Here is a 14,076-nt window from a genome sequence, read left to right on the forward strand (position 1 = left end):
ACTATAGTATACGGGAAGGCCTCTATTAAAACAATGCTTTTTTTGAATAATTATTTGTAAAATTGCTTGTTTTTTTGGGCTGCAAATTTCCAATGGTACGTCTAGCTTAATTTCAGATAGCTTATAAGTTGAAATGATGTTAGGTGTATGAGATTTATGAATACCCACACTCCATGTGCGGAGCATTCGTATGAACGCCGATCCCCCGGATTTATAGTATTTTCTTGATTGTGTTCGGGGCACAGGTGAACATGAATTCTTCTGAGGATTGTTTCGCCCGGTTTTTCCCTCATTTTATTTCTACATTTTAACCATATTCATATATAGCTGTTTAATGATAATGAAGCGCTATTCCCGAGAATAACTGGAATGGCGCTTATTTTATTTTTTCCTCTAAAGTAGGGAGTAATGTTTGACGATAAATACTCACATGTAATAGGCTGGATTATGAGTACTTATTTGCCTCTGCATTTTATGTTGTTGCATATTAATGTACATATAATGGGAGAATTTTTGTCCGTTGATTCCTCTCTTATACTTTTACTATGATAACGAACAAAATGTGGAATTGTGTTAAAACTAAAAAAGAGTTTTGAAATATTTGCTAGACGAGGCTCTTCACTATAAGTTAATGTAAGGATAATAGTAATTAAAGACCGGAACTTGGAAAGGGGCGCTACAGAGGATGAATTTAGATAACTGTCCTCGCTGTGGAAAGTTGTTTGTTAAGAATGTCAGAGGAATCTGCCAGAACTGTATTAAAGAAATTGAGGTTGAATACGAGCACTGTGTCAAACATATACGTGAAAATAAAGGTATTCATATGCATGAGCTTTCGGAAGCTACAGGTGTCTCCGTTAAACAAATCACGACATTTATACGTGAGGGACGTATTTCCATTGCTAATGCGCCTAATATGACGTATCCTTGCGAGGTATGCGGGATACCAATTCGTGAAGGGCATATGTGCGATTCTTGTCGAACGCGTCTGACTAAAGACCTGAATCAGGCCATACGCGAAAGTAGTAATCAGGATCAAAGTAATAATATGGGCTCAGGTACCTACAGCGCAATTGATAAACTTCGTGGAAACTAGTACAGGGGAATTAAATACGCATTCAGCTATTCAAAAAGTTTCAAATACCGCCGATAATCTTTATAGAGCTTATCGGTTTTTTTATTTTAGCAACCATGCACGAAATAAAGAAGTAAGGCATAATACGAACCATGTTCGACGCTATGTCGTCTGATACATTCTGACCATATCAAATAACTAAGGAAGGTGGAAGTTATGAAAATTAACGAGACCAACCGCATTGGAGCTATTAATCCATACCAGCGAAATATTGAAACAGGACGCCAGGAGGAGCTTAAGAAATCGCGCCGCAAGGACGAGGTTTCCATTTCCCCAGAAGCAATGGAAATGCTGAACCGCAGCAGTGATGCAGACCGCGTAAAGAAAATTCAGGAGCTTAAGCAGCAAGTAGCTTCTGGAACCTATCGTGTGGATGCTGATAAAATTGCAGAGAAGCTGTTACCTTTCTTTAAGCAGTCTTCCGAAAGCTAGGTGAAGGATATGCCTTTAGAGCGTTTGATTGGTGTGCTGGAACAGCTAGATCAAAAGCATCTTATTTTATTAGAACTGGCGAAAAGTAAAAAAAAGATTGTCATGGAAAATGATATGGATAGCCTGGTACAGCATTTGAACCAGGAATCCAGACTCCTTAAACAAGTAGAACAGTTGGAAGAAGCTCGTATGGAGGTTTCGTATGAGCTTCTTCGTGAACGTGGTATTAAGTCTCAGCTTAATTTGACTATAACCGAGCTGGCGCGCCTTGTCTTTGATCCAGAAGATAAGAACAAACTCCTCAGTGTCCAGAGCCGCTTATCCCACACTCTTTCAGAATTAAAGGAAATTAATGAAATCAATCAAAAACTCATCGAGCAATCGTTGGTGTTTATTGATTACTCTTTAGATCTACTTGTAGGACGTCCTAATCAGGAGATGACTTATATGCATCCTGATCAGAAGAGTAATCAACACGCACGACCTGGATTGTTTGACACTAAGGCTTGAGCCGAGGAGGAAAATAGAGTGCCATCCACATTTCATTCCATAGAAACAGCTAAAAGAAGTCTTTTTACACAAACGGCAGCTTTAAATACAACAGGACACAACATAGCTAACGCTAACACGGAAGGCTACACACGGCAGACGGTCAAAATGAAGGCTTCCATCCCCATGGAGGCTTACGGTATTAACCGTTCTAATGTACCTGGTCAATTGGGAACAGGTGTTGAATTTGACGCTATTGAACGTATTCGTGAAAAGTTCTTGGATAGCCAGTATCGCGGAGAAAATACTGAATTGGGTAGTTGGACAATCCGTAGTAATACGCTTGATAAGCTACAACAGATTATGAATGAGCCGTCCGATACAGGGATTCGGAAGGTTCTAGATAACTTTTATAAATCTTGGTCTGACTTAAGTAAAGACCCAGAAAGTGTGACTGCACGAACTATTGTCAAAGAAAATGCACTTGCCTTGACTGATGCAATGAATCATATGAGTAAACAGTTGAATAATTTATCTGCGGATTTAACCTCTAATGTGGAGGCTAAGTCTAGTGAGCTGCAAAGTTATGTAAATTCCATAGCTGATCTGAACCAATCGATTACTAAAATTGAAGGCTTAGGGGATAACGCTAACGATCTACGTGACCAACGTGATTTGATTGTCGATAAAATCTCAAAAATCGTTAATGTAACGGTGACTGATACCGATCAAGGATACAACGTTAATATGGGTGGTCAAGCATTAGTAACTGGATTTGAACCGACTACCGGAATTAACGGCGCTTTTTTACAAGCAGCTTTTGCCTCTAATGATTTACAAGGTGGCGAAGTGCATGGAATGATTTTCTCAAGGGACCGATTTGTAGCTGATTACACAGCTCAAATGGATAACCTCGCCAACACATTGGCGACAGGTAATATCACTGTAACACTACCTAAAGGCTCAGTTTTGCCAGAAGGTACAGTACTGAATGGAGTGACTTATACTGGGACCAGCCGAACACTCCAATCGGATTTAACAGTTACAGTTAAAGGTCTTAATGGTTTGCATCAACTGGGTTATACCCAAGAAGATAAAGATGCTAATGGTAATATGGTTGCGGGTAAGCCTTTTTTTGTAACTTCAAATAATGGTGGGACCATAACAGCAGGCAATATAACGTTAAACACTGCTATAGTAGATAATCCTAACGCTATTGCAGCATCCCTTCGGGTAACAGGCACTGCTCCTACTGAGGAATTGGTTAAGGGTAATAATACATTGGCATCCTTGATGTCCAATTTGAAATTAAGCAATTTCACTTCGGTTTCTACAGGGAATACAGCTACTATTGATAGCTTCTTCAGTTCTATGGTTGGTCAGTTGGGAATAGAGGCTCAAGAGGCTACAAGACAGACACAAAACTCGACAGCTCTCGTATCTCAGGTAGAAACTATGCGTCAATCTGTGAGCGGTGTTTCACTGGATGAAGAAATGTCCAATATGATCAAGTTTCAGCATGCCTATAGTGCCGCTGCTCGGTTTATGACCACATTCGATCAATTATTAGATAAATTAATTAACTCCACAGGTGTAGTAGGAAGATAAGAATGGGGATTAAATATCTGGTGTTTATATACATAGGATATTTAATTACGGAGGGATATAACTATGCGAGTTACTAACAATATGCTAAGCTCACAGCTTTTGCTTAATTTAAATCGAAATTCTGAACGTATGAATAATACGCAGAACCAGATGTCGACTGGACGTAAGTTGAACAAACCCTCTGATGATCCTGTAGGCATTACGTATTCCTTAAGGTACCGATCTGAACTGTCTTCAAATGAACAATACCAGCGGAATGTGGACAGCGCAGTGTCATGGCTTGATTTTAATGATACGGTAATGGATCAGGCTGGCCAAATTATGCAAAGAGTACGTGAACTTACAGTACAGGCCTCTACGGGGACTAATCCACAATCTGCGTTGGACAGCATTAACAAAGAAATTGGTCAGCTTAAGGAACAAATGATTGATGTTGTAAACAGCCAATTGAACGGTAAATATATATTTAATGGGCAAACCTATGACAAGAAGCCTTATGACCTTCCTTTGAACGCTGATAATACGCATGATACGTCTGGAGCAGCATCCATTGCTACGGATACAGGCAATGTTAATTTTATAGTAGGGGAAAATGTAGCTTTACCCATTAATGTTACTGGCAATGAAGTCGTAGGAACGAGCTCGGATGCCGATAATTTATTTACAATTTTTAATCAGCTTTCTTCAGCTTTAGCAAGTGGTGATATTAAAGCGACGGGGGATCAATTAGCTAATATTGATTCTCGTGTTGACAAAATGTTAAAAGTCAGATCAGAAATGGGGGCTAAATCCAACCGTGTGGAGTTAATGCAGAACCGCTTGAGTGATTTGGAAGTAAACTTAACGGACTTGCAATCTAAAACGGAAGATGCGGATTACGCTGAGCTTTTAATGAATTCCAAAATTCAGGAAAATATTTACAATGCTTCTTTGTCAGCGGGAGCGAAAATCATATCAGCATCATTAGTTGATTTCTTAAGATAGTCTAAGGAGGGGGAGAGATGGCCATCATTCCTACACTTCAGATCCGGCAAACTCCGGCTATCCTGCATATTGACGCAGATCCTGGGCAGTATTCGATTCGACAGCCTTCGGCTGATATGGAATTAAAGACACGACGTGCTCAACTGGAAATTCACCAGTATCAGCCACAGCTGACTATAGATCAAAGTGCGGCCTTCTCTGCCTATAATGGTGGCAGTTACCTTGAGATGAATAATCGAATTTATTCAGGGTTGCCGCAGATTTTTTTACAAGCTCTTGCGCATAAAGTGGAGCAAGGCAACCGAATGGCGGCGATTCACATTCCTGGCAATACTGTAGCCAATGTTTATGGAGAGGATACAGAAACGCATGTGCTTCCTGAATTTAGGGGCCCGGCATCTATGGATAATGTCGATATTCGTGTTGAAACGCGTGCACCTGATATTACATATACACCTGCTGTATCGGAAATGCATGTGACCGTTAATCGTCCAGAGATTGAGTATACTCGGGGGAAACTGGAGATTTATATGCAGCAGTATCCATCTGTGGCCTATATTCCGCCTGAAATTGATGTCATGATGTAAAATAAGTTAAGGTTATAGAGGTTATTCAAGCCGTCTATAGCCTTTTTTTAATAAAACGTATAGATCTGATTAAATATTGGAGGAATATTAGTGATTATATCCACATCTATTTGGGGTGACCTTGAAGTTAATGACAAAGAAATATATCGTTTTGAAAAAGGAATTCCGGGATTTGAGGAGACAACTGAATTTGTATTGCTCGATCAAGATGAGGCACCCTTTTACTATCTCCAGTCCCTTCAGCAGAAAGAACTCTCTTTTGTTGTAGTGGATCCTTTTATTTTTTATCCTGAATATGAGTTTGAGCTCCCTGATAACGAAGCAGAAGAACTGAAGATTGAATCTAATTTAGTCGTTCGTAGCATACTAACATTACAGGAGCAGGTGGAAAACTCAACGATTAATCTATTGGCACCTCTAGTGTTCAATCCCGATAATAGGCAAGCCAAGCAAGTTGTTCTGCACCAGTCTCCGTATCAGACCAAGCATTCACTGCAACCCGTTAAGGAAGACAAAACCGTCCGCTCAAAGGAAGGTGAATAAGCATGCTGGTACTTTCGCGTAAGAAAGGCGAATCTATTATTATTCAGGATCACATTGAGGTCACGGTGCTCGGAGTAGAGGGAGATACTGTTCGTATAGGAATTTCAGCACCCAAACAGATGGACATCTTTCGCAAAGAAATCTATTTATCCATTCAAGAGTCCAATCGTGAATCTGCTGCCCATACGGTGTCAAATTTAGATGCTTTGCGCAAGATGATAAATAAAAATAACGAAAAATAAAAAAAATCCTAAAATGCTATTAAAAGTTCGACGAGAATGTCGATATATATAGTACAAGCTATTGCGGAGGGGCGGCCGACTTCAACGGATAGCTGTAACAACAATAAACCACATGGATGTGGGACATTTACCTTCAGGGAGGAAATTTAAATGATTATCAACCACAATATTGCTGCAATGAACACGCATCGTCAATTGAACAACAACACTACTAACACAAACAAAGCGATCGAAAAGCTGTCTTCCGGTCTTCGTATCAACCGTGCTGGTGACGATGCTGCTGGTTTGGCAATTTCCGAAAAAATGCGTGGTCAAATCCGCGGTTTGGATATGGCAACTAAAAATGGTCAAGACAGCATCTCTCTGATCCAAACAGCTGAGGGTGCATTGAATGAAACTCACTCCATCCTGCAACGTATGCGTGAGCTCGCTGTTCAGTCTTCCAATGACACAAACACTGACAAAGACCGTGAAGCTCTGCAAAATGAAGTTGACGAACTGGCGAAAGAAATCACTCGTATCTCCAACACTACTGAGTTCAATACGAAAAAACTTTTGGATGGTTCTGCTGCGACTGGTTCTGGTGTATCTAGCGCTGCTGATCTTACTTTCCACATTGGTGCAAATAAAGGTCAAAACATCACTCTGCAAATTAAAGCAATGGATGCTGCAAGCTTGAAAGTGGGTGGAGGTTCTGCCAAATCCACGCAAGGAACAACTGCTGCAACTGTAGCTTCTGGTATTAGCATTTCCAGCCAAAAGTCTGCAGATGCAGCAATCACAACAATCAATACTGCAATTGAGACGGTTTCTGCAGAACGTGCGAAACTGGGCGCGTACCAAAATCGCCTGGAACACACAATCAACAACTTGGGTACTACTTCCGAAAACCTGTCTGCTGCTGAATCCCGTATTCGCGATGTAGATATGGCGAAAGAAATGATGAACCAAACGAAGAACAACATCCTTGCTCAAGCTTCCCAAGCTATGTTGGCGCAAGCAAACCAACAGCCACAAGCTGTACTGCAATTGTTGCGTTAATCATCATTATTTTAATATCTTTAAAAAAAGCTGTCAGGATTTCCTGACAGCTTTTTTTGTATACAAGGAACACACTGGTTGAATTTTCATATTGCGCAAAAGTGAAACTGCTAACAAAAGCAGTAATTTATACCGACATATATAGTAAGACTGCAAGAGATGAGAGGGTATTATGATGAAAACAATATCATTATGTATGATTGTTAAAAATGAGGAGCAGGTATTGGAACGTTGTTTGGAAAGTGTTAAAAATATTGTGCATGAAATCATCATTGTAGACACAGGTTCAACAGATGCCACCCTTGATATCGCTCGAAAATATACAGATAAAATTCATTTTTTTAAATGGATTAATGATTTCTCCGCAGCAAGAAATGAATCTATTAAAAATGCTACATCTGATTATATCCTGGTTTTGGATGCGGATGAGTATTTGGAAGCAGATGCGGATCTAAACAAAGATTTGTCCCGAGATTGTGATTATTATGTATTTAATATAAAAAACAAGATGAGCCTAGGAATGTCATTTAATCATACAGCTGTGAGACTTTTTAAAAAATCTCTTGATTTACATTATGAGAACAGACTGCATGAACATTTGAATATTCCAGACAATCATATTAAATTCACAAATGGTGTTGCCAGTAATGTGATTCATCACGTCGGTTATGCAGATGAGATGTTACTTGAAGATAAAAAAATGAACAGAAACTTACCTTTGATGGAACTTGAAGTGAAAGAAAACCCAAATGCATATAATCTTTACAATATGGGACAGACATATTTCGGAATTCAAGAATATGAAAAATCTACTAATTATTTCAAAAAGGCATATCCGCTAAGCAAAAACCGGGTTTTTCTGCCAGAATTACTTACGAAACTCGCATATGCTTTAGCGGAGATGAAGCAAATAGATGAAGCTCTTTCCATATTAACAGATGCCGCGTTGCTTTTTCCAAAGGAAACTGAAATGCATTATATTTTGGGGGTGATTTACCAGAGGGCTGGATACTATCGGGATGCGGAAGCTTGCTATCGCAATTGTATAAAACTTGGGGATCAAGGCTATTACGTTACAGAAGGTAGCGGGGGGTACATGGCTCATCTGAGGCTATCAGAGCTGTACATGCAAACAGGACGACTGGAGGACAGTCTTAAAGAAGTTATCAGAGTGTTGGAACTTAAAACGAATTTTGTCCCAGCCCTTCAGCAATATTTAAGGTTGGTCCCGAAATTAAACATGAAGTCCGAGGATGTCCAGAATGGTTTAAAAAAGCTTTATAAGCTTGATAGTGTGGAAGATTTACAATATTTATTGAATAATATGTATGGGATGCGTAGCCCCTTACTAGATTATTTTTTAACTAGATACAAAATAAATGTACAACCTAACATAACAGCTTGCGCAAAAATTTACAGCAAAAAATATGAAGAAGCTAGGTTGCTGTGGTCTCAACTCGATAATAAAGAGGAGGAAAATGGTAAAGACTTGCTTTTGCTCTCTATCCTGCTGAAAGAGAATATTTTCTTGAAAGATATTCAATATTTGTTGAATTTGAGTAATAAAGAAATGGAAATCATTAAGCAAATGGTCAGTGGTCATAGAGGTAAAGTCGCATTAACGACAGTATTGGAAAATATATTGCTTGAGATATGTCAGTATATGATTATTTTAGAAGAGTTTGAACTTTTTCAAGCGGTTGCTGAAAAAATGATTGCTGTCAAGCGAGAAACTAAACTAAAGCTGAGTAAAATTCTAAGTGATTATGGGTTTGATGAGCTTGCCATTGATTTATTAATTGAAGTCTTTAAAGAACAACCTAATGATGTTGAAATGGTGCGGTTATTAGGTGATCTGTGCTTTAGAAACAATTATCTTCAAGATGCTCAATTGTTTTATTCTAAACTCCTCACTTTGGATCCGCAATATAGCTCTTATGAAAGAAGTCTAAATTACTTTGAAAAAATCAATGATGATGACGCATTTTATAAGACGAAGTCAGAGATTAATAAACGCTTTCCAAGAGCATTTCATTATGAGCAGGAATAGGTTGAGTTCTCTTGAATTTTCTGTAGGCTATATGACGTGGGAATACTGCATTTGAAGGTTTATTAGGGTGATAGGGCATGGAGAGACATGCCATATAAACTAGGTGTAGAAAAATTTGTAATGCAAACCAATCAGTATGTTCGTTTTACATGATAAAACTTCAGAATGGAAGTATGGTGAAACTTTGATGAATGTAAATACAATGAGGGAATATTCAAATATATTCAAAGAAAATATAGAGGAACTTATTAATAGTGGCTATCTGTCTGAGGCTAAAAATTATATTCATGAGTATGAGTTGCTTCAACAAGATGATTGTGACTTGTTTTCTATGAAAGGGATCATTGAGTTAGCTGAAGGAAATCTAGACGTAGCAAGATCGCTGTTCTTGGAAGGTTTGGAGCGAAGACCTTATGATGTTCACTTATTATATAATCTTGCATATGTGTATGAACTAAAAAAAGAATATATTAACTCATATAGACAATATAAAAAATTAGAGAAGTTGGTGGGAAATGATTTAACGGAGGCTGTACTATCAAAAATAGTAGAGCTGAAATCTTTGTCTCAGGTTAGTGAATATGTAAAGAGAAAAAAAGTTTTAATTATTGCTTATATCTTTCCACCTTTAGGTGGCTCAGGTGTTCAAAGAACTCTTAAGTTTGTTAAATATCTTAGAGAATTTGGGTGGGAGCCTATTGTACTAACCATAGGTGATGCTCAAACCTCCTTAATAGACCATACACTTGAGTTGGAGATTCCTGAAGAAATAGAGTTAATAAGAATATCAGAGAACGTAGAAATTGACCTTAATTACATTAATAAACTAGTTGAAATATATCAAACTGTGGTCAATAAGGATGAACTATTAATTCAATATGTTGATGCGCTCAATACAAATCCAGAACTGATCAATAAATATGCTTTGTTGCCAGAGCCCGCAATTGTGTTTGTAAAAGAGGCTCTTGATGTAATTGGAGATAAAGTTGACTTTAAAGAAATAGATCTAATTTATTCGACTTCTGGTCCCTACTCCGATCATTTACTCGGCAACTTATTGCAAAGTAGATTTCAAAAAAAATGGATCGTGGATTTTAGAGACGAATGGACCAATAATCCTTATTTTAATTATGATCGCGATGACCTAATTTATAAAATGTTCCGGGAGATGGAACAGAATATTTTAAATACGTGCGACAAAGTCTTGGCCATTACATCTCATGCAAAATCTAACTATATTCATGATTTTAATATAAACGAGAATAAGATTGTCACGATTACGAACGGATATGATGAAGAAGATTTTACGCAGTTAGCTTTAAAGCAGACGGGCCTGAAAAAGGATAAGTTTCGTATTATGCACAACGGACTTTTGTATATGATCCGAACTCCCGAAACCTTCTTTCGAGCTATTTCAAATCTCGTAGAAAAAGAAGCAATACCGAAAGATAGTATTGAAATCTTATTCACACAAACAGACGATGATATGAAATGGAAGGAATTAGCCCAAGATTTAAATATAGCTGATACTGTTACATTTTTAGGCTATTTAGATCATCAGAAGAGCTTGGCCTATGCTTATGAATCTGATCTTTTACTGTTAATCGTAGGACCGGGGGAACAAAACAAATCCGTTTATACAGGGAAGATATTTGAGTACTTAAGAATGGGAAAACGAATTTTATCCTTATCCCCACGAGACAGTCTGGTCGAAGAACTAATAGTTACTACCAATCGGGGGAGGAATTTCGATTTTTATGACGTAGAAAATATCGAAGAATATATTTTGAGTATGTACAAGTTATGGGAAGAAGACTCCTATTCTGATTTGGATAAGAATAATACCATTGAACGATTTGAAAGAAGAGAGTTAACCAAAACATTAAGTGGAGTCTTTGATGAAGTAGCCTCATCAATAAAACTCACGACAGTTCAACTTCAAGAAGAAAATGATGAATTTTACAACAAAGCTTTTGAATCGGGGGGCTGGGACGAAACCTATTTTAAGCATTATAGTGAGACACACTACTTTGATATATGGAAAAGGGCAACTGAGATTATTCAATCCTATGACAATCCTAAAGTCTTTGACATTGGTTGTGGACCGGGTCAGTTTGCTAACTTGTTATTCGACAACAAAATAACAAACTACACAGGTATGGATTTTAGTTCTGAAGCCATAAAGCATGCAAAAATAAGAAATGATAAGTTAAGATCATTATTTTATGTTGATGACGTATATAAGACGAAGTTATTCAGTCGTGATTATAATTTTGCTGTGTTATTTGAAATTCTCGAGCATTTGAATGATGATTTAGGGATTTTAAACAAGCTGAAAACAGGAACTGAGGTTCTTTTTTCAGTCCCTAATTTCTACTCAGAGGGACATGTTAGATGGTTTGATTCTCAACTAGAAGTAGCCCAACGGTATAGTAGCATTGTGGAAATTAAAGAGATTTGCCCTTTTAATGTTGGAGGCTATAACAAAATATTCTTAGTGCATTCTGAAAAGAAGTAAATCGCAGTTATAGCTGAATCAGTGAAGGAGTTTTAAGATGAAAATAGTTACTGTTATTGGCGCCAGACCTCAGTTTATTAAAGCAGCGCCATTTTCGAGAATCGTGAGAAAAAAGCATACTGAAATACTGATCCATACGGGTCAGCATTATGATTTTAATATGTCTGATTTGTTTTTTCACGAGTTATCTATTCCCCAGCCTGAGTATAATTTAAACGTAGGCTCAGGAGGACACGGATTCCAAACGGGAAGAATGCTTGAGGAGATTGAGAAAATAATTATAAAGGAAAAGCCGGATGCTATGTTGGTTTATGGTGATACGAATTCAACTTTGGCAGGGGCCTTAGCCGCTAGTAAATTACATTTACCGGTATTTCACGTTGAAGCGGGACTGCGCAGTTACAATAAAGGAATGCCAGAAGAACAAAATAGAATATTGACGGATCATATCTCAGATTTGTTACTGTGTCCAACCCAGAGAGCGGTGGAAAATTTAGCTCAGGAAGGGATTGTTTCGGGAGTATTTAACACGGGAGATATCATGTATGATGCAGTGCTTGGTTATAAGGAGTTCTCGCATGCCAAATATTCTAATGGATATTGGATTTCCGAACTGCAGAAAACAAATGAAGGTTTTCCTAATATTAATGAACATGATTATTATCTTGCAACTATACACCGTGCCGAGAATACAAATGATTTAAAAAAGTTGCGAGAGATTTTAGTAGCTTTTGAGTTATTGGATAAGAAAGTAATTCTCCCTCTCCATCCTAGAACTAGGAAGGCAGTCGGAAATCTACAATTGAACCTCAATAATGTGGTCATTGTAGAGCCGCTGGGGTATTTGCTAATGCTGTATTTGACTGCTAATGCATTCATGGTGCTTACAGATTCGGGTGGACTCCAAAAAGAAGCCTATTTTATGAAAACACCATGCGTTACACTTAGAGATCAAACGGAGTGGATTGAAACATTGGAGAAAGGATGGAATGTTCTAAGTCCAATACAGGTCCCCAGCATCATAGAAGCAGCGACTAGAAATCTGGATCATTTAAAGGCTTTCTCATCGGGGCTATTTGGTGATGGGAATGCCGCTGGAATAATATACCAGATTATCACAAAAGAGAGGATTAATAAAAATGGAGGATATCAGAAAAAAACTAGAATCTAGAACCGCAGTATTAGGGGTTATTGGTTTGGGATACGTCGGCTTACCTTTAGCTGTAGAGAAAGCTAAAGCCGGGTTTAAAACGATCGGATTCGACATTCAGGCCTCCAAGGTGGAACTAGTGAATTCGGGTGTGAACTACATCGGGGATGTTGTTAACGAAGACTTACAGTCTATCATAGATTCGGGTTTGCTTTCAGCCACAACGGATTTTTCAGAGGTGGCCAAGGCAGATTGTGTGTGTATTTGTGTACCGACTCCACTTGATGACCACCAACAACCTGATCTAAGTTATATTAAAAATTCTGCAGAACGTATTGTACCTTATATGCATAAGGAAATGCTTATTGTACTTGAGTCTACAACATATCCAGGAACGACTGAGGATTTATTAAAGCCGATTTTCGAAAGCTCGGGATTAGTATGCGGTGAAGAATTTTATTTAGCTTTTTCTCCCGAGAGAGTTGACCCTGGTAACTTAATCTACAAGACCAAAAATACACCTAAAGTAGTTGGAGGAGTCACACCAAACTGTACAGATGTTGCGGCGTTACTATATGAGAGTGTATTGGAAGCTCCTATTCATCGTGTCTCCTCACCTTCAGTCGCCGAAATGGAAAAAATCATCGAAAATACCTATAGGAATATAAATATAGGATTAATTAATGAACTGGCAATGTTATCTCACAAGATGGGTATTAATATTTGGGAGGTCATTGATGCTGCAAAATCAAAGCCTTATGGATTCCAGGCGTTTTATCCAGGGCCGGGTTTGGGAGGCCATTGTATACCGCTCGATCCATACTATTTATCCTGGAAGGCACGCGAATATGGCTTTCATATTTCGATGATCGAATCATCTATGATGATTAATGACAGGATGCACGAGTATTGCGTAGAACGTTCCAGTAAAATTTTAAACCGATTTAGAAAATCACTGAACGGATCCAGAATATTAGCACTAGGTGTAGCTTATAAACAGGATATAGACGATTATCGGGAAAGTCCTGCAATTAAAGTTATTCATGAGTTTGAAAAAGCAGGAAGTGAGATTGTATATTTTGATCCTTATGTTACTGAATATGTTGATCGAGGAGTGCCGAGGCACAGCGAGGCAGCATTAACGGAGGAGCTAATAAAGAGTGTAGACTTAGTCATAATAACTACTGGACACACCAACATTGACTACGAGTATGTTCAAAAACATGCAATAGCCATTTTTGATACCAAAAATGCTATGAAAAAAGTTCAAAATAGAAAAAATATAGAGTTGCTGTAG

13 protein-coding genes are annotated in these 14,076 nt (G+C 38.1%); all 13 read left to right on the plus strand.

Annotation, left to right across the window (positions count from 1 at the left end):
* Positions 1 to 685 precede the first annotated feature (685 nt).
* The 13 genes from G9G57_RS02590 to G9G57_RS02650 all read left to right on the plus strand — a co-directional run bounded on the left by G9G57_RS02590 (position 686) and on the right by G9G57_RS02650 (position 14,076).
* On the plus strand, positions 686 to 1,096 hold the full coding sequence (locus tag G9G57_RS02590) for a TIGR03826 family flagellar region protein (RefSeq protein WP_016822916.1): 411 nt from the start codon (positions 686 to 688) through the stop codon (positions 1,094 to 1,096).
* 195 nt (positions 1,097 to 1,291) lie between these two features.
* Positions 1,292 to 1,567 (plus strand): flagellar biosynthesis anti-sigma factor FlgM, encoded by a 276-nt coding sequence (flgM, locus tag G9G57_RS02595; protein ID WP_016822917.1) that lies wholly within the window; start codon positions 1,292 to 1,294, stop codon positions 1,565 to 1,567.
* Positions 1,568 to 1,576: 9 nt separating this feature from the next.
* Positions 1,577 to 2,077 carry a flagellar protein FlgN gene (locus tag G9G57_RS02600; RefSeq protein WP_013373391.1) on the plus strand — a complete coding sequence of 167 codons (501 nt, stop codon included), beginning with the start codon at positions 1,577 to 1,579 and terminating at the stop codon, positions 2,075 to 2,077.
* An 18-nt stretch (positions 2,078 to 2,095) separates the two neighbouring features.
* Positions 2,096 to 3,664: a flagellar hook-associated protein FlgK gene (flgK, locus tag G9G57_RS02605; protein WP_058830205.1), complete on the plus strand. Its 1,569-nt coding sequence runs from the start codon at positions 2,096 to 2,098 to the stop codon at positions 3,662 to 3,664.
* A 63-nt stretch (positions 3,665 to 3,727) separates the two neighbouring features.
* Positions 3,728 to 4,648, plus strand: a complete 921-nt coding sequence (gene flgL, locus G9G57_RS02610) for a flagellar hook-associated protein FlgL (RefSeq protein ID WP_164964431.1) — start codon at positions 3,728 to 3,730, stop codon at positions 4,646 to 4,648.
* Positions 4,649 to 4,665: 17 nt separating this feature from the next.
* Positions 4,666 to 5,235, plus strand: a complete 570-nt coding sequence (locus tag G9G57_RS02615) for a DUF6470 family protein (RefSeq protein ID WP_164964432.1) — start codon at positions 4,666 to 4,668, stop codon at positions 5,233 to 5,235.
* 90 nt (positions 5,236 to 5,325) lie between these two features.
* On the plus strand, positions 5,326 to 5,778 hold the full coding sequence (fliW, locus tag G9G57_RS02620) for a flagellar assembly protein FliW (RefSeq protein ID WP_164964433.1): 453 nt from the start codon (positions 5,326 to 5,328) through the stop codon (positions 5,776 to 5,778).
* Positions 5,779 to 5,780: 2 nt separating this feature from the next.
* A complete protein-coding gene (gene csrA / locus G9G57_RS02625; protein ID WP_164964434.1) occupies positions 5,781 to 6,020 on the plus strand; it encodes a carbon storage regulator CsrA in 240 nt (79 codons plus the stop codon).
* Between the two features lie 150 nt (positions 6,021 to 6,170).
* Positions 6,171 to 7,061 (plus strand): flagellin Hag, encoded by an 891-nt coding sequence (hag, locus tag G9G57_RS02630; protein ID WP_044786129.1) that lies wholly within the window; start codon positions 6,171 to 6,173, stop codon positions 7,059 to 7,061.
* Positions 7,062 to 7,233: 172 nt separating this feature from the next.
* Complete coding sequence (locus tag G9G57_RS02635) at positions 7,234 to 9,111, plus strand: glycosyltransferase (RefSeq protein WP_044786128.1); 1,878 nt, start codon at positions 7,234 to 7,236, stop codon at positions 9,109 to 9,111.
* Positions 9,112 to 9,298: 187 nt separating this feature from the next.
* On the plus strand, positions 9,299 to 11,629 hold the full coding sequence (locus tag G9G57_RS02640) for a methyltransferase domain-containing protein (protein WP_161796221.1): 2,331 nt from the start codon (positions 9,299 to 9,301) through the stop codon (positions 11,627 to 11,629).
* A gap of 37 nt (positions 11,630 to 11,666) precedes the next feature.
* Positions 11,667 to 12,800: a non-hydrolyzing UDP-N-acetylglucosamine 2-epimerase gene (gene wecB, locus G9G57_RS02645; RefSeq protein ID WP_044786127.1), complete on the plus strand. Its 1,134-nt coding sequence runs from the start codon at positions 11,667 to 11,669 to the stop codon at positions 12,798 to 12,800.
* Positions 12,769 to 14,076 carry a nucleotide sugar dehydrogenase gene (locus G9G57_RS02650; RefSeq protein ID WP_044786126.1) on the plus strand — a complete coding sequence of 436 codons (1,308 nt, stop codon included), beginning with the start codon at positions 12,769 to 12,771 and terminating at the stop codon, positions 14,074 to 14,076. The genes wecB and G9G57_RS02650 overlap by 32 nt, the downstream gene beginning before the upstream one ends.

The sequence above is a fragment of the Paenibacillus sp. EKM211P genome, assembly GCF_011066175.1.
GTDB classification, from domain to species: domain Bacteria; phylum Bacillota; class Bacilli; order Paenibacillales; family Paenibacillaceae; genus Paenibacillus; species Paenibacillus polymyxa.

What these genes read in the sequence shown, in the direction of transcription:
- G9G57_RS02615 (WP_164964432.1), top strand. Translation starts at nt 4,666, where the DNA reads ATGGCCATCATTCCTACACTTCAGATCCGGCAAACTCCGGCTATCCTG.
- hag (WP_044786129.1), top strand. Translation starts at nt 6,171, where the DNA reads ATGATTATCAACCACAATATTGCTGCAATGAACACGCATCGTCAATTG.
- csrA (WP_164964434.1), top strand. Translation starts at nt 5,781, where the DNA reads ATGCTGGTACTTTCGCGTAAGAAAGGCGAATCTATTATTATTCAGGAT.
- G9G57_RS02635 (WP_044786128.1), top strand. Translation starts at nt 7,234, where the DNA reads ATGATGAAAACAATATCATTATGTATGATTGTTAAAAATGAGGAGCAG.
- flgM (WP_016822917.1), top strand. Translation starts at nt 1,292, where the DNA reads ATGAAAATTAACGAGACCAACCGCATTGGAGCTATTAATCCATACCAG.
- G9G57_RS02650 (WP_044786126.1), top strand. Translation starts at nt 12,769, where the DNA reads ATGGAGGATATCAGAAAAAAACTAGAATCTAGAACCGCAGTATTAGGG.
- flgL (WP_164964431.1), top strand. Translation starts at nt 3,728, where the DNA reads ATGCGAGTTACTAACAATATGCTAAGCTCACAGCTTTTGCTTAATTTA.
- G9G57_RS02640 (WP_161796221.1), top strand. Translation starts at nt 9,299, where the DNA reads ATGAATGTAAATACAATGAGGGAATATTCAAATATATTCAAAGAAAAT.
- wecB (WP_044786127.1), top strand. Translation starts at nt 11,667, where the DNA reads ATGAAAATAGTTACTGTTATTGGCGCCAGACCTCAGTTTATTAAAGCA.
- G9G57_RS02600 (WP_013373391.1), top strand. Translation starts at nt 1,577, where the DNA reads ATGCCTTTAGAGCGTTTGATTGGTGTGCTGGAACAGCTAGATCAAAAG.
- G9G57_RS02590 (WP_016822916.1), top strand. Translation starts at nt 686, where the DNA reads ATGAATTTAGATAACTGTCCTCGCTGTGGAAAGTTGTTTGTTAAGAAT.